The sequence below is a fragment of the Desulfosarcina sp. genome, assembly GCF_046496365.1.
Taxonomy (GTDB): Bacteria; Desulfobacterota; Desulfobacteria; order Desulfobacterales; family Desulfosarcinaceae; genus Desulfosarcina.
The window spans coordinates 25449-47108 of sequence record NZ_JAWOHB010000051.1 but is presented as its reverse complement, the minus strand read 5'-3'; the positions used below and the strand labels follow the sequence as shown (position 1 = coordinate 47108).

Annotated in this window: 21 protein-coding genes; 16 read left to right on the top strand and 5 right to left on the bottom strand. The window is 54.2% G+C overall.

Annotated elements, in window-relative coordinates; translation table 11 throughout:
- The first annotated feature begins 23 nt into the window (after nucleotides 1-23).
- Nucleotides 24-1085 (top strand): nicotinate-nucleotide--dimethylbenzimidazole phosphoribosyltransferase, encoded by a 1062-nt coding sequence (gene cobT / locus R6V78_RS04060; protein WP_410288052.1) that lies wholly within the window; start codon nucleotides 24-26, stop codon nucleotides 1083-1085.
- Nucleotides 1086-1190: 105 nt separating this feature from the next.
- Here the strand turns inward: cobT and R6V78_RS04055 are convergent, their stop codons facing one another.
- Nucleotides 1191-1829, bottom strand: a complete 639-nt coding sequence (locus R6V78_RS04055) for a GntR family transcriptional regulator (protein WP_410288051.1) — start codon at nucleotides 1827-1829, stop codon at nucleotides 1191-1193.
- Between the two features lie 304 nt (nucleotides 1830-2133).
- Between R6V78_RS04055 and R6V78_RS04050 the strand changes: the two genes are divergently transcribed.
- The 6 genes from R6V78_RS04050 (at nucleotide 2134) to R6V78_RS04025 (ending at nucleotide 7593) form a co-directional block, all read left to right on the top strand.
- Nucleotides 2134-2868 carry an aspartate/glutamate racemase family protein gene (locus R6V78_RS04050; RefSeq protein WP_410288050.1) on the top strand — a complete coding sequence of 245 codons (735 nt, stop codon included), beginning with the start codon at nucleotides 2134-2136 and terminating at the stop codon, nucleotides 2866-2868.
- Between the two features lie 84 nt (nucleotides 2869-2952).
- Complete coding sequence (locus R6V78_RS04045) at nucleotides 2953-3834, top strand: branched-chain amino acid ABC transporter permease (protein WP_410288049.1); 882 nt, start codon at nucleotides 2953-2955, stop codon at nucleotides 3832-3834.
- Between the two features lie 29 nt (nucleotides 3835-3863).
- Nucleotides 3864-4871, top strand: coding sequence for a branched-chain amino acid ABC transporter permease (locus R6V78_RS04040; protein WP_410288048.1), 1008 nt, complete (start codon nucleotides 3864-3866; stop codon nucleotides 4869-4871).
- A gap of 69 nt (nucleotides 4872-4940) precedes the next feature.
- A complete protein-coding gene (locus R6V78_RS04035; protein WP_410288047.1) occupies nucleotides 4941-5708 on the top strand; it encodes an ABC transporter ATP-binding protein in 768 nt (255 codons plus the stop codon).
- Nucleotides 5708-6415, top strand: coding sequence for an ABC transporter ATP-binding protein (locus R6V78_RS04030; RefSeq protein WP_410288046.1), 708 nt, complete (start codon nucleotides 5708-5710; stop codon nucleotides 6413-6415). The genes R6V78_RS04035 and R6V78_RS04030 overlap by 1 nt, the downstream gene beginning before the upstream one ends.
- 29 nt (nucleotides 6416-6444) lie before the next feature.
- Nucleotides 6445-7593 (top strand): ABC transporter substrate-binding protein, encoded by a 1149-nt coding sequence (locus R6V78_RS04025; protein WP_410288045.1) that lies wholly within the window; start codon nucleotides 6445-6447, stop codon nucleotides 7591-7593.
- A 40-nt stretch (nucleotides 7594-7633) separates the two neighbouring features.
- Here R6V78_RS04025 and R6V78_RS04020 read toward each other — a convergent pair whose 3' ends face one another.
- The 4 genes from R6V78_RS04020 to R6V78_RS04005 form a co-directional block, all read right to left on the bottom strand.
- A complete protein-coding gene (locus R6V78_RS04020; RefSeq protein WP_410288044.1) occupies nucleotides 7634-8542 on the bottom strand; it encodes a hypothetical protein in 909 nt (302 codons plus the stop codon).
- A gap of 85 nt (nucleotides 8543-8627) precedes the next feature.
- Complete coding sequence (locus tag R6V78_RS04015) at nucleotides 8628-9377, bottom strand: hypothetical protein (RefSeq protein WP_410288043.1); 750 nt, start codon at nucleotides 9375-9377, stop codon at nucleotides 8628-8630.
- A 301-nt stretch (nucleotides 9378-9678) separates the two neighbouring features.
- Entirely contained in the window at nucleotides 9679-10323 is a 645-nt protein-coding gene (locus R6V78_RS04010; RefSeq protein ID WP_410288042.1) for a CPBP family intramembrane glutamic endopeptidase, read from the bottom strand.
- Nucleotides 10287-11792, bottom strand: a complete 1506-nt coding sequence (locus tag R6V78_RS04005) for a HEAT repeat domain-containing protein (RefSeq protein ID WP_410288041.1) — start codon at nucleotides 11790-11792, stop codon at nucleotides 10287-10289. Before R6V78_RS04005 ends, R6V78_RS04010 begins: the two co-directional genes overlap by 37 nt.
- A gap of 143 nt (nucleotides 11793-11935) precedes the next feature.
- Between R6V78_RS04005 and R6V78_RS04000 the strand changes: the two genes are divergently transcribed.
- The 9 genes from R6V78_RS04000 (at nucleotide 11936) to R6V78_RS03960 (ending at nucleotide 21632) form a co-directional block, all read left to right on the top strand.
- Complete coding sequence (locus tag R6V78_RS04000) at nucleotides 11936-13222, top strand: thiolase family protein (RefSeq protein WP_410288040.1); 1287 nt, start codon at nucleotides 11936-11938, stop codon at nucleotides 13220-13222.
- A 111-nt stretch (nucleotides 13223-13333) separates the two neighbouring features.
- Nucleotides 13334-13489, top strand: coding sequence for a hypothetical protein (locus R6V78_RS03995; RefSeq protein ID WP_410288039.1), 156 nt, complete (start codon nucleotides 13334-13336; stop codon nucleotides 13487-13489).
- 248 nt (nucleotides 13490-13737) lie between these two features.
- A complete protein-coding gene (locus tag R6V78_RS03990) occupies nucleotides 13738-14835 on the top strand; it encodes an AI-2E family transporter (RefSeq protein ID WP_410288038.1) in 1098 nt (365 codons plus the stop codon).
- Nucleotides 14836-14892: 57 nt separating this feature from the next.
- Nucleotides 14893-17388: a DNA gyrase subunit A gene (gyrA, locus tag R6V78_RS03985; protein WP_410288037.1), complete on the top strand. Its 2496-nt coding sequence runs from the start codon at nucleotides 14893-14895 to the stop codon at nucleotides 17386-17388.
- A 2-nt stretch (nucleotides 17389-17390) separates the two neighbouring features.
- On the top strand, nucleotides 17391-18428 hold the full coding sequence (locus R6V78_RS03980; RefSeq protein WP_410288036.1) for an NAD(P)H-dependent glycerol-3-phosphate dehydrogenase: 1038 nt from the start codon (nucleotides 17391-17393) through the stop codon (nucleotides 18426-18428).
- Between the two features lie 104 nt (nucleotides 18429-18532).
- The gene (gene radC / locus R6V78_RS03975) at nucleotides 18533-19258 is read left to right on the top strand and encodes a RadC family protein (RefSeq protein WP_410288035.1); all 726 of its coding nucleotides are present in this window, start codon (nucleotides 18533-18535) and stop codon (nucleotides 19256-19258) included.
- 54 nt (nucleotides 19259-19312) lie between these two features.
- Entirely contained in the window at nucleotides 19313-19588 is a 276-nt protein-coding gene (locus tag R6V78_RS03970; RefSeq protein WP_410288034.1) for a hypothetical protein, read from the top strand.
- 88 nt (nucleotides 19589-19676) lie between these two features.
- Nucleotides 19677-20873 (top strand): phosphoglycerate kinase, encoded by a 1197-nt coding sequence (locus R6V78_RS03965; protein WP_410288033.1) that lies wholly within the window; start codon nucleotides 19677-19679, stop codon nucleotides 20871-20873.
- A gap of 87 nt (nucleotides 20874-20960) precedes the next feature.
- Nucleotides 20961-21632 carry a TVP38/TMEM64 family protein gene (locus tag R6V78_RS03960; protein WP_410288032.1) on the top strand — a complete coding sequence of 224 codons (672 nt, stop codon included), beginning with the start codon at nucleotides 20961-20963 and terminating at the stop codon, nucleotides 21630-21632.
- Nucleotides 21633-21660: the final 28 nt, after the last annotated feature.

Genomic DNA, 21660 nt, shown 5'->3' with positions numbered 1-21660 from the left:
AAATATTCGGTAATGGGGGCATCATGGAACTGATAGAGAAAAGCATCTCGTCGATTAAACCGTTGAACCAGGAGATTCTGGCAAAGGCCAACGAACGGCTGGCCAACCAGGCCCGGCCCGCCGGCAGCCTGGGCATGCTGGAACCGGTGTCGGCCCGGCTGGCGGCCATATTCGGCTCCCTGGACGTGCGCCTGGACAACAAGGTCATCGTCACCTGCGCCGGCGACCACGGCGTCACAGACGAAGGGGTGAGCCTGTTTCCCCAGGCGGTCACGGCCCAGATGGTGTTCAACTTTGTCAACCAAGGGGCCTCCATCAACGTGCTGGCCCGACACGCCGGGGCACGGGTAAAGGTGGCCGATCTGGGGGTCAACTTCGATTTCGATCCGGCACTGCCCATATTCCATAAAAAGGTTGGCAAAGGCACGGCCAATTTTGCCCGTACGCCGGCCATGCCCCGCGGGGACGCCGTGAAAAGCGTCCGGGCCGGCATCGAGATCGTCAGCGAACTGCTGGCCGAAGGCCCGGTGGAGATGCTGGGGACCGGCGACATGGGTATCGGCAACACCACGCCGTCATCCGCCGTCATCGCTGCATTCTCCGGCATCGCCGTTGATAAACTGACCGGCAGGGGTACAGGCATCGGAGACGCCGCCCTGGCTAACAAGATCCGGGTCATCGCACAGGCCCTGGACCTGCACCGCCCCGATCCCCGGGATCCTTTCGATGTGCTGGCCAAGGTGGGGGGATTCGAGATCGGCGGGTTGGCCGGCCTGGTGATCGGGGCTGCGGCTGCCGGTATACCCGTGGTGTGTGACGGGCTCATCGCCACCGCCGGCGCCTTGATCGCCTGTGAACTGGCGCCGGCGGCCAAAGCCTACCTGTTTGCCAGCCACCGCAGCGTTGAAGTGGGCCACCGCTTCATGCACGAACACCTGGGCGTGGAACCACTGCTTGACCTTGGATTCCGGCTGGGAGAGGGCACCGGCGCCGCCGTGGCCATGGAACTGCTGGATGCCGCCACCCGGGTGTTGTGCGAGATCAAGACCTTTGAAGAGGTGGCCATCGTGGATGCGCAGAAATAAAAAGTGGCTTTAAAAAACCTGCATTAAAAACATTCCGGTGGGTTTGGCGGTAACTAAGGCCGGTGAAATTGGTGGGGAATCAGAGCGGTGGCCACAGGCTACGCTTCAATTTCCCCAAAATTTTCCACGTATTAACTCAAAATGTCTTGTCAACGCATCTTTTCGAAACGCTCCGGCACGTTTCGGATCACCATCTTCCCATGATTTTTTGGTGCCCATGATTTCATTTTGGACATTTTTGACTTCATCATCCCAATTTCCTCGGTCCAGAATCGTGTACCACAGCCGTTGCGTGATGGTATAAAGATTGGTCGATGTTTCTTTGAGAACCGGGTTGCTCGCCGCCTTAAACAGTAAATTTCGAAATTCTATATCTACTTCAACCAGTTTGCGGCAATTGCGCTCCCCATAAAGAGGGTTGCATTTTTCAATGATGGCGTCAATTTTTTTTAAATGCTCATCTTTGCAATGTTCAGCTGCAAGACGGCCGACCAATCCTTCAATCTCAAATCGAACCTGGAATGTATGCATCATGAGGTAGAATTCAATTTCGGTAACCAGCGCACCGGTTCGGGGCAGAATACGGACAAGCATGTCCCATTCCAGGCGCATGAGCACCTCCCTGAGGGGCGTGCGACTCATCTTGAACTCCTCGGCAAGCACCTTTTCGTTCAGGATATGTCCCGGTTGATATTGCATATACAGGATTCGATCCTTTAAAATTTCATAAATTTCCGGATTCATAATGATTTTTATCTCTTTAGCGTTATAATTTTCCATTGATATACTAAAAATGTTAATTCGTGTAAACTATTTGTTCTTCAATTGGTTCACAGCCGCCCGCATCCCAAGATTATTTAATTGCCATCAAAATATATTCGGTAAGTTGCCTTAATTATTAAAGTATACCAAAGAAATATCAGAAAAAAATTAAAGATATTGAATTCTTGACAAAAGAAAATTCATTAAATATAGTTCCGCAACATCATAAAGCGAATTGTAATCCTCTCCTGGTTTAAATTATTGTGGGTCGCTAAAGGTGTCGCAGATGGTTCAATTCCAAGTGACCAGAAAAAGCCAGTCATGGTATGGCGAATCCATTGGAATTCTGATCTTGGACGCCACATATCCGTGCATACCGGGAAATGTTGGCAATGCCAGTACCTTTCCTTTCCCTGTTCGTTATCAGGAGGTAAACGGGGCGTCCATTGATCGCCTGTTGAACCAGCGCGACCCGAGTTTACTGGAACCCTTCATCCATGCGGCCAAGAAGTTGGAAAGTCGTGGCGTAAAGGCAATTACAGGTGCCTGCGGGTTCATGGCACAATTTCAAACCCAAGTTCGCGCTGCGGTGAACATACCGGTTTTTTTAACCAGCCTGCTGCAAATTCCCTTCATATTTCAAATAACTGGAAGACCGGTGGGCATTATAACCGCCAATTCCGCCTGCCTGACACCTGATCATTTCAAGGGCGCGGGGATACCCGATGGACTACCCTTAATCGTTGCCGGAATGGAAGGACAGATTGAATTTCGGGAAGCTGTTCTCGAAGAAAAGGGAACGCTGGATTCAGACAAAATAGAGCAGGAGGTTGTACAGGTAGCCAGCGATCTGGTAGCGGGGAACCCGGATATGGGCGCAATTCTCCTTGAATGCAGTGATCTACCGCCTTATGCCAAAGCCGTTCAACAAGCGGTGAATTTGCCGGTTTACGATTTCTTTACCATGATCCACTACGTTCATACGACGCATGTGCGGCTGCCTTTTTTCGGATTCATGTAGTCTGATTCGTCGCCGAATACCCCGATGATGTAAAAAAAACATCGCATCAGTCGATCGTCCATTTTCCGATTAAAAAGAAAGGGAATGAAAATGTTCTTTGATGTGCTTTTGGTCGGTATAATGGTGGGCGCAATTTATACGCTGGTCACCATCGGCTACAGCATGGTTTACAGCATTCTCAAACTGATGAACTTCGCCCACGGAGACGTTTACATTTTCGGCACCTTTGTCAGCTACACACTGTTGACGGCGCATAACCTGAACCCGATTGCAGCGATTGTCATCGCGGCCCTGCTTGGCGGTGTGCTGGCATCGGTGGTCGAAATTGTGGCCTACCGGCGGTTGCGTTCGGGCCAGCACCGTATGATTTCGATGATCACGGCTCTGGGGGCCGCATATGTGATTCAAAACGCCAACGAACTCAAGTGGGGCAACCAGGTCCTGCCGTTTCCGACCATATTCAAGGCGGATGCGCTGCACTTTCTCGGGTTGACGATTCCCGTCGCCCAGATCATCACGTTGGCCATCGCCGTCGGGTTCATTGTTCTCTTTACCCTGTTTTTGAAGTTCCATCCATATGGGAAAGCCATTTTGTGTGTGTCTGAAGACATACCCACGGCCAGTCTGATGGGCATTCCCATCAATCGAACGATCTCCATCGTCTATTTTCTCGGCGGTTTGCTGGGTGTCATTGGCGGCATCCTTTATTCCACCTCGTATAATGCGGTGTCCCTTGCCATGGGATTTCGAGGAACCATTATCGCCTTTACCGCAGCCATCATCGGTGGCATCGGAAGCTTAAGCGGAGCCCTGATCGGCGGGATGATATTGGGTATCTGTGAAAACTTCGTGGGGGTTTACGTCTCTTCGGCTTACAGGGATCCGATTACTTTTCTTTTTTTGATTGTCATTTTGCTGATCAAACCCACCGGTATCTTAGGAAGCGTCGAGCAAAGCAAGGTATAGCAGTCAGGAAGCGCAGGGGGATTATGGATATGAATAACAAGGAAAATATTCAAAACCCGCTGTTGGTTGTCAACCAAAGCGGGTACGGGCGCATGCAGACGCGCTTCCTGGCAAATAAAGGCCGAACCGCGTTTTTATATGGTCTTTTATTCCTTCTGCTTCTTCTGGTTCCGCGGATAATCGATAACCCATACTACCTGGGAATCGTAAACTACTTCATATTGTATAGCATCCTATGCATGGGGCTGAACCTGATCCTTGGATATACAGGCCTTTTGTCCCTTGGGCATGCCGCCTTTTACGGCCTGGGGGGGTATACCACTGCAATTTTAATGACGCGGCATGGTTTTGGTTTTTTGCCCTGCCTACTGCTCTCAGGGATTATCGCGCTGCTTTTCGGCATTTTGCTGGGGCTTCCGACCCGAAAGGTCAGGGGAGATTATTTTTGTCTGTTGACCATCGCATTCGGTGAAATTTTCAGACTCGTTACCCAAGCCTGGATCGGCTTCACCAATGGCGCCATGGGCATTGTGGGCATCCCGATCCCCAATTTGTTTGGTTGGTCGATCCGCACGGAGACCGATTTTTATTATGTGGGTCTGGGGCTTCTGGCCTTTACCGTCCTCTCTCTGATGCTTCTGATCAATTCGCGGTACGGCCGTGCATTCATTGCCATCCGGGAAGATGAACTTGCGGCTTCAGTGATGGGCATCAACACGGCTTTTTATAAGATCATTGTTTTCGGCATCGGCTGCTTTTACGCCGGGCTAGCCGGAAGCTACCTCGCTGTTTACCAGACTACCGTCACGCCGTCTAATTTCAGACTCGAAGAATCCTGTCTGATGATCATCATGGTGATTGTGGGCGGAATGGGGTCATTGCTGGCTCCGCTTGCCGGTGTAATGGTTATGATCCTTGCCACCGAGTTTTTTCGCGGGATCGCCGAGTATCGCATGTTCGTTATTGGCGGGATGATGGTGGCGGTATTGCTTTTCCGACCCCAGGGTTTATTCGGTACATCGGCCTTCAAGGACTAATCTGCCGCGGTCTTAAATACGTGTGCATTTGTGTGCAAAAAAACAGGCGACGGATTCAGGAGCAAACCCATGAGCCTTTTCATAGCTGAGCATATTGGAAAAAAATTCGGGGGAGTCGTTGCCTTGAGTGACGTCAGTCTCACTGTCGATAAAGGAGAAATTGTGGGCATGATCGGCCCTAATGGATCGGGTAAGACGACCTTCATCAACAATCTGTCAGGCCTTTATTCTCCTACGACCGGCAAGTTTATTTTTAATGATGAAGATATCACGGGTATGCCTGCCTATCAGATCACGGCCAAAGGGGTCTCGCGGACATTTCAAAACCTGAGAGTCTTCCCCAATATCTCAATCCTTGACAATGTTCTTATCGGTCGTCACTGCAGAATAGATGTTCCGCTATGGGATGTGTATGTTCGCATTGTGCGGACCCGCAGAAAAGAAGCCGAAGCCAGAGACAAAGCCATGCAGATACTCGAACTGGCAAACCTGACGGACCGCCACCTGGATATGGCCAAGAATCTGCCATATGGTGAACAGCGCTTACTTGAAATCTGTCGCGCCATTGCCTCCGAGCCAGATTTGCTGCTCCTTGACGAACCCTGCGCGGGAATGAATCCGGTGGAAATGGATGCACTGGCCAATTTTATTAAATTGCTCAAGGAAAAAGGCGTCACCGTATTTGTCATTGAACACAACATGCGTTTCATCATGCAGGTCGCAGAACGTCTGGTTGTACTGGAAAGCGGCCGTAAATTTCGTGAAGGAACACCTTTGGAAATCCAAAAGGACAAGGAAGTCCAGGCCATTTATCTTGGAGATGAGGAAGAAGCCTAATGCTAAAAGCCAGCTCCTTGCATGCACAATACGGCAAAATTAAGGCCTTGTTTGGCATTGACCTTGAAGTCAAAACCGGAGAGATCGTTGCACTGATTGGCGCCAATGGCGCCGGGAAAACGACCTTCCTGAAAACGGTTTCCGGACTCATCAGGGCTTCTAAAGGAAGTATTACCTTCATGGGGACGCCTATCGAAAATAAAAAGGCTGAACAAATTGTCCACTTAGGTATTTCCCACGTTCCGGAAGGTCGCATGGTTTTCACCCAGCGAACCGTAAAAACCAATCTGCAGATGGGTGCTTTCGGAAGAACGGACAAAGCCGGCATCAAGCAGGATATGGACAAATATTATGAAATGTTTCCCATTCTTGGAGAAAGAAGCAATCAACGGGCTGGCACACTGAGCGGCGGGGAACAGCAAATGCTGGCCATTGCCCGGGCTTTGATGAAACGCCCGAAGCTTTTGCTTTTGGATGAACCATCCATGGGACTTGCACCTTTTCTGGTCAACAACATTTTTAAAACCATAAAAAAGCTGAATGACGAAGGCTTGTCAATTTTATTGGTCGAACAAAATGTAAAAAAAGCACTTAAAATTACCCAGCGGGCTTATGTGATAGAGCTTGGCAGGATCGTTCATCACGGAAGTTCGCAAGAGTTACTTTTTTCCGAGGAGGTTAGAAAGAGCTACCTGGGTGAATCATAACCAATACTCAAAAAAGAAAGGGGTTTGACATGAAAAAAGGGGTTGTTTCGCTATGTTGTTTAATACTTTTTTCGGCCGTGGTTTCTACCAATTGTTTTGCAAAGGAGGGGATCGATAAAAAAAACAAAACCATTTCAATCGCCGGTTATGACGCCTGTACCGGAAAATACGGCGATTATGGGCTGGATGACAAAAAAGGGCAGGAAATCGCAATAGAAGAGGTGAATGCAGGTGGGGGCATTCAGGCCGGCCCACTAAAAGGGTATCAGTTGAAATTAACTTTCTTTGATGACCGCGGTGATCCCAAGGAATCTGCCAATGTGGCTAAAAAAATTGCATCCAGCGATTTTCTGGTCGCCTTGGGTCCCACCATGAGCAGCTGTGCCCTGGCAGCTACGCCCATTTTTAATCGCTATGGAATTGCAGATATCATTACCTACTCCAATGCGAATACCATCACCGAACAGGGATTCAACAATATCATCCGTTTGACCCATACCACCGGTGGCATTGCGAATCATATGGCCGAAAACTGCAAAAATAGATTCGGCGCGCAAACCGTCTCCATCATCAGTGAGAATCAGGACTACGGGCAGCAATTGCGAAGTTATTTTAAAACCAAAGCGGATGCGATGGGCCTCAAGGTGTTAACGGATGATGTGATTACCCCCGGGCAGGATGTGGATTTCAGTTCGGTTCTGTTGCGGGCAAAACAACAAAATCCTGATGTTCTGGTGTTGTTTGTCACTTACAATGAAGGCGGCATGCTGGCCAAGCAGGTCCGTAAAATGGGTTGGAATGTGACCACTTATGGTCCAGATGGGATGATTGCCCCAAAATTCTTCGAATTGGCGGACAATCTAGATGAAATCTACATCACATCGCTGGCATCCTTGGACATGAACAGACCCGAAGCCCAGCATTTGGTCAACACATATAAATCAAAATACGATATTTTGCCTCCTCTGTCTGCAATCTATGGTTACGACGCTGTTAAGGTAGCCGTTAAAATCATTGAAAACGGTGGGGTTGATCGCAAGTCTTTTATCGAAAAACTCAAGAGTGTCAAGGTAGCCGGCGTGGGATCTCCCCTGTATCAATTTGATGAAAGCGGTGAAGGTCTGGCGCCCCCCTTTATTACCAATCCGGCACAGTGGTACAAAGACCAGCAGAATTAATAGCAGCTTGGCTGTGGGTCAACGAGCGTCAATTGTAGCGTTAATTTCCGGGTTTTTCGAAAGCATCCACCAATTCCTGCCAGGCCTGCTTGTAACCGTTGAGGTTGTCGGCAAGTTTTGGAATCATCTGGGCGGCCACACCGTCATAGCGTTTGCGATCCATGGGATTGACGTTTTCATGGCGGGTGGCCTTCAGGTAGGCCATGGTTTCCAGGGCGAAGGCCATGCGTTGGGCGCGCTCCGGTGTGGGCGGCCGGTAACGGTAGGTGGTGCGGATTCTGGCTACCCGTTTTGAATCCGGAGGTAGCAGGCCCACTAAGTCTCCGGTACCCGTAAAAAGGGTTTGGTGTGCGTGTTTTAATTGTTCCAACAGTCCTTTCAGATCCGGCCGGCTTCGCAATACCGTATCCTCAACCTGCCGGATTTCTGCGGGCAGGTTCTGTTTGCGGTATTCAACGGCGGTCTGACCAAACCGGGCCAACACGAGATTGCTGGTGCCTTTAAGGCGGCTGTCCTCAATCTGCCGGCGGATGTCCGAAAAACGCAGGCAGTCGGTGGCGCAGATATGCAGCATTCTGTCAAGCAGGATGTCGTTTAAAATCATTACCGAAGAGATCGCCGGTGTGTTCAGCCGCGTCTCCATCAGGCCGCAGGTCCGCTGGAGACAGTCATTCATCAGCAAGCGCATGAACAGCGGGCCTTTGATGCGGATGCGCGTCGCCCGACGCTTGAATCGTTTCATGCCGATGTAGGCGCCGGCCATCAGCCAGACGATGACCAGCAAGGGCAGCAACGGGCCATAGGATCCCAGATGGTTCATGGCGCCGGAAAGGTCGAGGGCCGAATAGACCACGATCGTCAGGACCAGCCCGAAAAAGAGGCTGGCCGCCGCCGGGTTGACGATGAACCCGGCGGCGTTTGCGTGCAGGCCGCGGCTAGGTTTTTTCATCTGCACGGGTGGAAGCCATGGGTGAGCCTGTCAATTCCATGGGGTAATCGGTCGATTGAGCCGAGGTGAGGGTCTGACCGTGATCTCATTTGGAAGGAGGCAGGACTTTCAGCGTCTCCCGCTCTTCGGACGACTGCCGGGATTCAGGCAGCGCAAGTTGCTTCTGGCTGATCAGTTTACCATTCTTGTCGATCACCGTATCGTCTTCCATGATGAGAAAACCGAGCTTTTCGATAACATCGTTGCGATAGCGGTACTGATGTTCCATGTGTCGTTTACTGAGCTTGTAGTTGCTGACGATCCAGGCGATGCCAAAAATCAGCCCGGCCGCCAGCAGGGCGCCGCAGGCAATCAGGCTGTAGGTGACCATTTTCTCCCCGGCATTGAAGATGAACAGAAAAATGGCATCCAGTTTGTAAAACAGAACTGCGCAGGCCACCAGGGCGAACAGCACCGGTAAAAAGGGCACCTTCTTCATGTGGGTGAGAAAGAGGTTGAACTGGAAGAGCTTGGACCGGCTGCCGTCCGCTTCCGTATCGACGTTTCCATCTTCCCCGGCGGCGGGTGAATTGCCGAAGATGAACTGGTTGAAGGCCAGGATGAAAACACCCAGCAAAAAGGTAATGGCCACCGGTGCGGTGAAGGCAACGTAGAAGTAGAATTTCCACGGGAATGGGCCTTTGTCCGGGCCCAGATTCCCCAGAAAGCTCACCAGGAAGATCAGAATCTCAACGGCAATGATAAACCACAGATAGTTTACGAAAAAACTTTTCAGTTCCACCCCGTCGAACAGGGTGGCCAGTCCGCTGTGTTTGTCTTTTTTATCGGCGCTCATTTGAATCCACTGCATGATTCGGGTAGGGACTCAAGGGTTAATCGGAGCCCATGTTCAACCTTCGGCACGGGAGCAATGGCTTCCCCCGTCAAAGGAAAATGCCCTGTCGATAGGTCCAAATCTATTAAACTTGCCGGGAACTGTCAAGGTGTGAATAATTGCCCTGGCCCAGATCGACGATCTTATTGCCATTTTAAACACGTTGACCGATGATCACTGATCGCCGCTTCCGAGTCGGTTCAGCCGGAAAACGAGAGCGGGGGCATGGTCTATCGCCCGCTTTTTTTTGACCGTGATGCGCTCAGCGAAACCAGGGAAGCGACAGCGTGAAGATGGCCAGGTTCCCCAGCGCGTGGATGGTAATGGGCACCATCAAGCTTTTGCCCGTGTGGTAGGCCAGGGCAAAAACCAAGCCTCCCACGATCTGGGTGACGGGAATGGTGGGCAGATGAAAGGCGGCAAATACGAAGGTGGAAATGAGCACAGCCGCTGGTACATTCCAGCGGCGCAGGTAACCGAAAATCAATCCCCTGAACAAGATCTCCTCGAATACGGGTCCAACGATCCCACCTATCAAGAAAAACCAAATCCGTTGGCCTGCTTCCTCCGGCAGCGGAGACCGGACCAGCATCAACGGGTCCCGGCCGGCCACGAACAGACCCAGGAACAGCAGGCCGGCGGCCGCGGCAAAACCGGCCGACCAGACCAGCCCCTTCCCGAGGCCGGGCAGCATGGATGTCCGGTTTAGCCCGAGCACATGCAGCCCCCCGGCCTGGACCACGGCCAGGGTTGTCACCGCCATGATCTGCGCCGTTCGGGTCGCACCGACCAGCCATAGCCGGGGCAGTGCCACATGGGTACCGAAATAGGCGGCTGACGCTTCAAGCAGGGCGACGGCCAGCAGTGACGCTAATAGGAAAGTTGTGGAGATCGGGGCTGGACCCATCCCAGTGTCCTCAAGGCGCGATAGCCGTACATCTGTATGTACCAGTGAGAGGAGGTGCTGATCTGTTTGATGATCGCCTGGACCGCAGCCTGGTTTTTGCGTTCACCCAGGGCCCATAAGGCCTGGCAGACGACGATGGGCACCGCATCGCCGGCCAGACTCAGCAGCATGGCATGGGCATCCGGATCTCGGGAATAGGCCAGGCTGCGCGCCAGCCAGTATCGTTCGGCGATGTGGGGGCTTTTTGTGAGCCCGAATTTTTTTGCATCCATGGCGATGTCGCGCCGGTCTTCATACGCTTGCCTGAGTGCCGTGATGCGGGTGATTGCGGAAGCGGCAGGAAGGCCGATGGCCGGATTCACGGGGTCAAGGGCAGCGGTGTGTCCCTGGTAAACGGGTATCAGCAGGATTCCCCCCGCAAGGATGCAAAGTAAGGCGGTAACGCCGTCGGATACGGCAGCGGTTAAAAACAGATTGGGCAGCCATCCCAGGGCACTGAACAGAAAAGTAAACAGAATAAGGGGAAATCCCAGCAGCAGGCCGGCCAGGGTCAGCGTCCTGAACATCCGGCTGCGGTCCTGGTCCTGTGAATAGGCTGCCAGCACTTTTCCTGGGCTGCCCAGCACTTCCTGTTGGGATACGTCCATGACGGTTCGACGGCTGTTGCTCAAGGTAAAACGTTTTTCTTCCTTCGCCTGGCCGATGGTCAGGTCGGCTGGATTGCCGGTCGGGATTGGCAGGCAGTCAAGGGTGCGGAAGGCCCTTTCGAGTTGGACCCAGCTGCTCCGCTCCAGGCTTCCGTCGAGTACACAGGTGCGAATTTGCTTTTGTTCCAGTGACTTAAAGGCCTCGGCGGGAAAGAGGGTGTAGGCATAGTAGGCGTCGGTGATCAAACGGCCGGCCCGGTTTCCCAGCAGCAGGTGGTCCCGGATGTTGGTGAACATGTGGCGATCCAGCACCAGGCCCCACAGCAGGGCCAGAATAATGGCGGCGGATACGGGCCAGAATACACCGGTGGGTGAAATCAGCGTTGTGCGGACCGGCAGAAGTTGAAAGGCCGCAACACCCGTGATGAGCGGTACCACCACGAGATAGGCGGAGGCCATCAGATTCAAGCCGTTTTCATTGATCAGGACAAGGGTGGCCATCCATAAGAGCAGGTAGAGAAAGATTGTCTTTCGGCGTCGCTGGAACAACCGGTCCCACAGCCAGACACCTATGAGTGTGGCCAGAGAGAGACCGGCCCCGATGCTCAGGGTGAAGAACAGCCCTCCGGCAATGGCACTTCCCAGGCGGTTGAGAAGCTCGGCGACACGGGCATTGGGGACGGCCAGGTAACCGCTGCGTATGACTGCCTCGGTCGCCTCCAAAAGGTCCAGATTGGACAGGTAGACATGCGTGGTGGCGACAATCTGCGCGCTCAGCAGACCGACAAGAAGCACGGTCGGGGCATATAAAAGGCGTTTCATTTCGTGTTGGACACCTTCGCGGAAACTGTGGTATTGACCAGAACCGTTTGAATTGGAGCGTTTTGCTTCACGGTTGACAGCCGGCCGTCCGGTTCACCCATACCAGCTGTCATGCCAAGAATCAACAACAGGAGGAAATCCCAATGAGAGAAGTCGTCATTGTCAGCGGTGCCAGGACCCCTGTGGGTGCCTTCGGCGGATCGCTGAAAATGGTGCCCGTGGTAGATCTGGGCGCCATCGTCATGAAGGAGACCCTGAAAAATGCCGGCCTGCGGCCCCGGGCCAGCGATGCGCTAAAAGCTGCCGGGCCCGATTCCCTGAAAGATCAAGGGCTCATCCAACTGGAAAACGACGCCATGGAGTGGGCTGATGACCTCCCGGCGATTTCCATCGACGAGGTGATCATGGGCAACGTGCTTCAAGCTGCCCAGGGACAGAATCCTGCCCGACAGGCCATGATCCGCGCCGGCCTGCCCAAGGAGACCCCGGCCTTTTCCATCAACAAGGTCTGCGGCTCTGGCCTTAAGGCCATTGCGCTGGGGGCATCGGCCATCATGATCGGCGAGTCCGATGTGATCCTTGCCGGTGGGATGGAGAGCATGAGCCAGGCGCCCATGGCCCTGCCCAAGGCCCGTTGGGGACACCGCATGGAACTGACCGGCATCGGCGAAATCTACGACCTGATGGTGTTCGACGGTCTATATGAAATTTTCTACGGCTACCACATGGGTATGACCGCCGAAAATATTGCCAGTCTCTACGACATCAGCCGCCAGGAACAGGACGAACTGGGCGTTCTCAGCCACACCCGGGCGCGGGCCGCCATCACCTCAGGCCTCTTCGCCCAGGAGATTGTCCCGGTGACGATCAAATCCCGGCAGGGCGCGACGATCGTAGATACCGACGAGCGCCCCATGGACACCAGTATGGAAAAAATGGCCAAGCTGCGTCCGGCATTCAAGCAAGACGGCAGCGTCACCGCTGGCAACGCCTCGGGAATCAACGACGGCGCGGCAGCCGTACTGCTCATGACTGCGGAAAAGGCCAAAGACCTCGGGTTGGAACCCATTGTGAGGATCAAGGCGTTTCGTTCGGGTGGACTGGATCCGGCATATATGGGGTTGGGGCCGGTACCGGCCGTGAAGAAAGTGCTGGCTGCCACGGGGATGACCCTGGGGGACATCGACATGATTGAACTCAACGAGGCCTTTGCCTCCCAGGCCATCGGCTGCATGCGCGAACTCGGCATCGAAACGGATCGACCCAACCAACTGGGCAGCGGAATCTCCATCGGGCATCCCATTGGCTGCACCGGAGCACGTCAAATGGTCAGCGGCATGAACCAGATGAAGCGCAAAGGCTATTCCACGGGGTTGATCACCATGTGTATCGGCGGTGGCATGGGCATGGCGATGGTTGTCGAAAGGTGATTTTTTTCTTTACTTTTCTGGCTGTTATTGGTAATCAAGGTTCGTTTTCAGGAATTACGGATAAACCCCCTCGCCAAAGATAAATGCCTGCGGCGACAGGAGATGGAACTTATGGATATCAGCAGAAAACTGGGGATTCTGGTGTTTAGCGGGGTTCCAGCCATTATCGGTGGCGGGATCATTTACGGGTTCGCCGGCAGTTATGTCCCGGTGGCTGTTTATGTGATATCGCTCTATCTTGTGGTTGGTGCCTTGATCAGCAAATAAACCGGTTGGCCGATCCCCCTTGTCGATTCCGGCTGACAACCGACCATCTGAGTCCGCCGCATTCAATTTCAATTCTGCGCAAATGCCTCTTCCTTCGTTTCTCAGGCGTTTGCGCAGATTGCGTTATGCCCGCGGCATCGCGCGACACCAACAATGGGCCTGTGTTCTGCCGAGGGTCGGCTTGTTTGCCGGCGGATCTGGATGACCGCGTTGGTTTTACTCGGCTGATGCCTGTTTTAGGAGGAACCATGGAGGATCGGACCTCCCGAAATATGATTTTGTGGTTTTTTCTGACCTGCTTCCTCATCTCGTTCTTTTTGATGGGATGGCTTCTGTCGCCGTTTTTTTCAATCATCGTTCTGGGGGCGGTTGTCGCCGGCGCATTTCATCCCGTCTACCGGCTGCTGATTGCGCATGGAAACATCAGCCCCGGGTTTGCCTCCTTTTTAACCTGTCTCGCGATTTTTTTCATTCTCTTTATCCCGATTGTTTTTTTTGTAGGCGTCCTGACCCAGGAAGCCTACGAATTGATCCAGCTGGCCAAAAGTCCGGCCCTTTCCATTTTCATCAACACGCATTTTACCAACAGCGCCCTGCTGGACCGAATCAACCCGCTGCTGGCCAATGTCGATGTCACCATCACCGGGGAGCAGCTCAATAAAACCATATCAGATATCGGCAGGGTGGTGGGGCTGTTCCTTTATGATCAGGCACGGGCCATTGCCTCCAACACCCTCTCTTTTCTGGCCAGTTTTTTTCTCATGCTGCTGGTCATTTTCTTTCTGCTCATCGACGGGTCGAAACTGATTCAGTTCCTTATCGACCTTTCCCCCCTTCCCGAGGAACAGGATGCTCAGTTGATCAGCAAGTTCAAGGACATGGCCGGTGCCATCCTCGTGGGCAACGGGCTGTGCGGAGCTATTCAGGGCGTTGCTGGCGGGATGCTTTTCTGGATTTTCGGGCTCCAGTCAGCCTTTTTGTGGGGCGTGATCATGGCCCTGCTGGCGTTTTTACCAATCATTGGCATCGGTGCCGTTTTCGTTCCCACGGTAATTTTCCTTTTTTTGAAAGGGCACATCGGTGTCAGCATCCTTTTCATGCTTTTTTATCTGCTGCTGTCGGGCGGCGTCGAATATATCTTAAAGCCCAAGGTAGTGGGGAAACGGGTTCAAATGCACACCCTGGTGGTGTTTTTATCCATTGTCGGCGGTCTTAAAATGTTCGGCATTCTCGGGATCATCTATGGCCCGTTGATTGCCACCGCCTTTCTTACGTTGACCAATATATACCATGCCAGTTACCAAAAAATAATTGAGTACTCCCAAACCAAACCGTATCGGTTTTGACGGTGAACCCATGGGTCACCGCATGCCGGGATGGTCAGAGAAGGATAACCAACGAACATGAGCGACAACCCGACCGAAGTCCTGCAGAGCCCTGAAATCAGCATCGAAGCGGAGATGAAGAAGTCCTATCTCGATTACGCCATGAGTGTGATTATCGGGAGGGCGCTCCCCGATGTGCGTGACGGCCTCAAACCCGTTCACCGCCGAGTACTCTTTGCCATGCGGGAGTTGAAAAACGACTATAACAAACCCTACAAGAAGTCGGCCCGCATCGTGGGTGATGTGATCGGTAAATATCATCCCCACGGCGACAGCGCCGTCTATGATACCATCGTTCGACTGGCCCAGGACTTTTCCATGCGCTATCCGCTGGTGGACGGTCAGGGTAACTTCGGCTCCATTGATGGCGATCCTGCGGCGGCCATGCGGTATACTGAAATCCGTATGACCCGCTTGGCCCACGAGATGCTCGATGACTTGGATAAAGAGACCGTCAACATGGTTCCCAACTACGACGAGTCCCTTACCGAACCATCGGTGCTGCCGGCTAAATTCCCCGCCCTGCTGGTCAACGGATCATCCGGGATTGCCGTGGGCATGGCCACCAACATTCCACCCCACAACCTTGCCGAGGTGATCGCAGGGATCAAAACCCTGATCGACAACCCTCAGATTACCAGCACGCAGCTCATGGCGCACATCCCCGGGCCCGACTTTCCCACCGCCGGCATCATTCACGGCACTCAGGGTATCCGCGACGCCTATGAGACGGGCAGGGGTATCGTGCGTACCCGTGCGCGGGTGACGGTGGAGGAAGACAAGCACAGCGGTCAGGAAACCATTGCGGTTACCGAGATTCCGTATCAGGTCAACAAGGCCAGGCTCATCGAAAAAATTGCCGAACTGATGAAGCACAAGGTGATCGACGGACTGCGCTATGTGCGCGATGAGTCCGACCGGCGGGGCATGCGCATCGCCATGGGGGTTAAAAAAGATCACATGGCCGGCATCATCGTCAACCAGCTTTACAAGCACACCCAGATGGAGAACAGCTTCGGAATAATCCTGTTGGCGGTGGTCAACAATCGTCCCCAGATTTTAAATTTGAAGCAGATTCTGGAGAATTTTGTCCTTCACCGCAAGGAGATTGTGATCCGGCGGACCCGCTATGACCTGAACAAGGCCGAAGCCCGGGCCCATATTCTGGAAGGCCTGAAGGTGGCCCTGGACAATCTGGATGCCGTGGTCAAACTGATCCGTGAATCAAAAACCCCCGTGGAAGCCAAAGAGCGGCTCATGCAAGCCTTCGGCCTCAGTGTCATTCAGGCCCAGGCGATTCTGGAGATGCGGCTGCAGCGGCTCACCGGTCTGGAACGGGAAAAGATCGTTGAAGAATACGATGCCGTTCTAAAAGATATCGCCCGGTTCAAAGAAATTCTGGGCAGTGAACAGCTGGTGCTGGGGATAATCAAAAACGAGCTGGACATCCTCAAAGGAGAGTTCGGCGATGTTCGCCGGACCGAGATTCTGACCTACTCCCGGGAGCTGACCATCGAGGACATGATTGCCGAAGAGGACATGGTCGTGACCATTACCAACACCGGCTACATCAAACGCAACCCCATCACCTTGTACCAAAGTCAGCGCCGCGGCGGAAAAGGCAAGACCGCCATGGGCACCAAGGAAGAGGATTTCGTTTCCCACATGTTCGTGGCCTCAACCCACCACTATTTTCTTTTTTTCACCAACCTGGGCAAGGTCTACTGGTGCAAGGTCTATGACATACCCCAGGCCGGGCGCCAGAGCCGTGGCAAAGCCATCGTCAACCTGCTTGATTTTGCCGACGGTGAATGGATGACCGCCGTGCTGGCCGTTCCCGAGTTCGAGCCGGGCCTGCATGTGCTCATGGCCACACGCAACGGGACGGTGAAAAAGACCGATCTCATGGCCTTCAGCCGTCCCCGGACCGGCGGGATCATCGCCCTGGGGTTGGCCGAGGGGGATGAACTGATCGCGGTGAAGCTGTCCGACGGCACCCAGAATGTGTTTCTGGGGTCCGCCATGGGCAAATCGATCCGCTTCCATGAATCGGATGTCCGTCCCACCGGCAGAATGGCTCGGGGTGTGAGAGGCATGCGTCTGGGAAAAGGAGATCGGATCGTCGGTATGGAAGTGCTGCAGCACGGCCAGACGCTCTTTACCCTGACCGAAAACGGCTACGGGAAACGGACCTCCATCGACGAGTATCCCATTCACCGGCGCGGCGGTAAGGGGGTGATTTCCATCAAGACCAGTGAGCGCAACGGTCAGGTCGTGAATATCATCCTGGTAAAGGACGAAGACGACCTGATGCTGGTGACCGATACAGGCAAGCTGATCCGCAGTCCCGTTTCCGGAACGTCGGTGATCAGCCGGAACACCCAGGGGGTTCGGCTGATCGTCATGGAAGCTGGGGAACGGGTGGTCAGCGCGGCCGGGTTGGCAGAAAAAGAACCAGAAAACGGCGAGTTGGCGGATGATGAAAAAACGCCGTCCCAACTGCCGGAGGAATAGGCATGCTGCAACCCCGTGTGGATGTCAGCACGACGAATATCGGCGTGGTCGGTGCCGGCAGTTGGGGGACGGCCCTGGCTAACATGCTGGCGGTCAAGGGGTTTTCTGTCGACCAGTGGGTATATGAAACCGATGTAAAAGAAGCCATGCTGGCAGAAAAGGAAAACCAGCGTTTCTTGCCGGGCGTTACCCTGTCCGACAATCTGCATCCGTCCGGCGACCTTAACTCGGTGGTGGCCGGCAAGGATCTGGTGCTGGTGGTGACACCGTCCCATGTCACCCGCCAGACGATGGCTCGCTGCGGTCACGCCATCGGTCCACAGGCCCTGGTGGTCAGCGCTTCCAAGGGAATCGAAAACCGGACGCACCTGACCATGTCCGGTGTGCTGGCCCAAGTCATCCCCGGATTGTCGGCGGACCGGCTGGCTGTGCTCAGCGGTCCCAGCTTCGCCAAGGAGGTGGCCCGCCAGGTTGCTACGGTGGTGACGGTGGCCTCCAGTGATGAAAAGACGGCGGCGTTTGTTCAGCAGGTGTTTGTCACTCCCTATTTCCGGGTTTACACGATCGATGACGTGGTTGGTGCAGAGCTGGGGGCAGCCGTGAAAAATGTCATCGCCATCGCTGCCGGTGTAATCGACGGGCTGGGCCTGGGACTTAACACCCGGGCGGCCCTGATTACGCGCGGTCTGGTCGAAATCCGCCGGTTGGGCCTGGCCATGGGGGCTCAGCCGAGAACCTTTACCGGTCTGGCCGGCGTCGGGGATTTGATTCTTACCTGTACCGGTGATCTGAGCCGCAACCACACCATCGGGAAACAGATCGGTGAAGGAAAGAAGCTCAAGGACCTGCTGGAGGAGATGCACATGGTAGCCGAAGGGGTTAAAACGGCCCGTTCGGTATATAACCTTTCCCGGGAACGGGGTGTCGACATGCCCATCTCGCATGCCGTTTATCATGTTCTCTACGATGATCTGGATCCAAAGACGGCCCTGCACCAACTGATGACCCGGGATTTAAAACAGGAACTGGACGAAACCTGACGGATTGGTAAAGATGGTCCTGTCCGCGTTGACGCGGGAGCGGGCCGCGTTGATCGCATACATGTCGACAACCCGCAGCATCGCGTGTCCAGGCGAGCAAGCCGGTGACTGAAAATAAAAAAAAGCCGATACACAAGGGAGCGGGCCACCGCCAACGGCTTCGTGACCGTTTTCTTAAATCCGGACTCGAAGGTTTTGCCGATTACGAGGTCATCGAACTGCTGCTGACCCTGGGGATGCCCCGCAAAGACTGCAAGGATGCGGCCAAAGCGGCCTTGAGCCGGTTCAAGACCCTGCAGGGCGTCCTCAACGCCAGCCCGGCGGACCTGTGCCAGGTATGCGGCATCGGAGCCAACAACCTGCTCGCGTTGAAGCTGGTTCCCGCCGTTTCCAGGCGATACCTCCAACAGCAGCTCGAAGGGAAGGTAGCCCTTACCAATTCGCAGGCGCTTTTCGACTATCTCAATCACACCATCCGTGATAAAAAAAGGGAGTGCTTTGTGGCCATCTACCTGGATGCCAAAAATCGGGTCATCGCCGACGAAACCCTTTTCACGGGAACGATTACCGTCAGCGCCGTCTACCCGCGTGAGGTAGTCAGGGCCGCATTGGCCCATTCGGCGGCAGCCGTGATTTTCGCCCACAACCACCCATCCGGGAATCCGTCACCGTCGCCTGATGACATGGCTATTACCCGGCGCCTCGTTCAAGCCTGCGGGCTGATGGGCATTACCGTGCATGAACACCTGATCGTCGGTACGGAGGGTTACTTCAGTTTTGCCGATCATGGCCACATGGCCAGAATAAATTCCACCGTCGAATCCCTTTAGGCTGTCTACTCACCTTTCTGCCCGGATGACGAGACGGTAAAATGAGAGTCCCTGATGACCATCAACCAGAAAAAATTCCCTCCCTGCTTTGGAGACCTCAAAACGGTCTTTCCCAAAGGAAAAGAAGGCCTGAGGCAGACCCCGGAATCTTGCATGATCTGTTGCTACAAAACCGCATGTTTGCGAAAAGCCATGCTGGACAAGGATGGCATAACCGTCCGCCAGGAGATGGTCGATCGGGCTTACGCTGCCGGTACAGTCGGGTTTTTTGAACGCTGGTCCCGGAAAAAGGCCCTGAGCCTTAAAAAACAGCGTCGGGAAGAATCCTGAACACAACACCCAACGATCTGATTCCAATGGCGGTCTGAATCGCTGTCGCCTTTCAATCCCGGCCGCCGCAACCGTAAAGGAGAGACCCATGGCAAAGCTTACCGTTTCCGATCTTGACGTCAATGGCCGCCGTGTTCTCATGCGGGTAGATTTTAACGTTCCGCTGGAAAAAGGACAGGTTGCCAACGACAAGCGATTGCGCGCCGCCCTGCCTACCATCAGGGATATTCTTGGGCGCGGCGGTAGATTGATTCTCATGTCCCACCTGGGTCGCCCCAAGGGCAGACGCCTGCCGGAGTTCTCCCTGAAACCCTGTGCCGATGCCCTGGAAAAACTGCTGGGTCAACCGGTTGCATTCACCGATGACTGCATCGGATCCGCTGCCCAGGCGGCAGTTGAATCCCTGGTGGACGGTGGCGTGCTGCTGTTGGAAAACCTGCGCTTTCACAAGGCTGAGACGGACAATGATGCGGTTTTTTCCCGGGCCCTGGCTGGCCTGGCCGATCTGTACGTCAACGATGCCTTTGGCACGGCCCATCGTGCGCATGCATCCACCGAAGGCGTGACCCATTTCATGCAACCCTGTGCCATGGGTTTTCTTATTGAAAAGGAGATTGCCTACCTGGGTGAGGCCTTGGATTCACCCCGACGGCCCTTCATCGCCATTCTTGGCGGCGCGAAGATTTCGGGCAAGATCGAGGTCATCGACAGTTTGCTGCCCAAAGTGGACCGGCTTATCATCGGCGGCGGTATGGCCTATACGTTTTTAAAGGCCAGGGGCCTGGAAATCGGCAAATCCCTGGTGGAGCCGGACCGGGTAGCCCTTGCCCGGACCTTGCTCGACAAGGGTTCAGAAAAACTGATTCTGCCGGTGGACTGCATGTGTGCCAGCCGCTTTGATTTCGATGCCAGAATTGTCGGAGATCTGCTTCCCACCTCAGTCAGCGCCATCCCTGCCGGCAGCTTCGGTCTGGATATCGGACCCGCGACGGTGTCCCTGTTCGCAGGCATCCTGGCGGATGCCGGGACCATCTTGTGGAACGGGCCCATGGGGGTCTTTGAAATTGATTCCACAGCCGTCGGCACCGATCAAGTGGCCCGGGCCCTGGCTTCGGCCACCGACAAAGGCGCCATTACGATCATCGGCGGCGGCGATTCGGCGGCGGCCGTGGAAAAGGCGGGCCTGGCCGACCGAATGACGCACATCTCAACCGGAGGCGGTGCTTCTCTGGAGTTTCTCGAAGGCAAAGTGCTGCCCGGTGTGGCGGCACTGACGGATCGATGACCCCGTCGGCGTTCATGTTTGCCGGGCCTGCACGGTGATCCGTTGAAAACGGCGACCGCAAAACGAAGGTGGTGGATAGCCGGATCTGTGGCGGCACTATTGCTGATCGGGGTGTTTTTCCGCCACGAAATCGTCGGCGGGGTGGTGGCCGGTTATCGCTGGATCTCCGACCGTGATCAGGTAGAGCGGTATGTCGCAGCATTCGGCAGGGGTGCACCCCTGGTTTTTATGGCGATTCAGGTGGTCCAGGTTGTACTGGCGCCGGTGCCGGGCGAGGCGACCGGATTCATCGGCGGCTACCTCTTCGGGACGGTCAGGGGTTTCATCTATTCCAGCCTGGCACTGTCCCTGGGCTCCTGGCTGAACTTTGTCATTGGCCGGTACCTGGGCAATCGTTTTGTCAGGCGGTGGATTCCGGCCGACAAACTGATGCGCTTCGATCAATTGCTTAAAAGGCAGGGCGTGATTGTTCTGCTCATTCTTTTTGTCTTCCCCGGTTTTCCCAAAGATTACCTTTGCCTGTTTTTGGGCATCACCACGATCCCCCTTAAGGCATTTTTGCTGATCGCTTCGATTGGCAGAATGCCCGGTACACTGATGTTGAGCCTCCAAGGAGAATTCCTCTTCCAAAAAAACTATGTCGTATTGGCCGTTGTGGTTGCGGTGACCTCGCTGGCGGCCTTCCTGGGCATCCGATACAGGGAAAAGATCTACCGATGGATGGAAAGACTGAATGGAAAAAACCCCGGAAGTCGTTGACCCCTGCGGTCAATCGTGTTATTTAAGG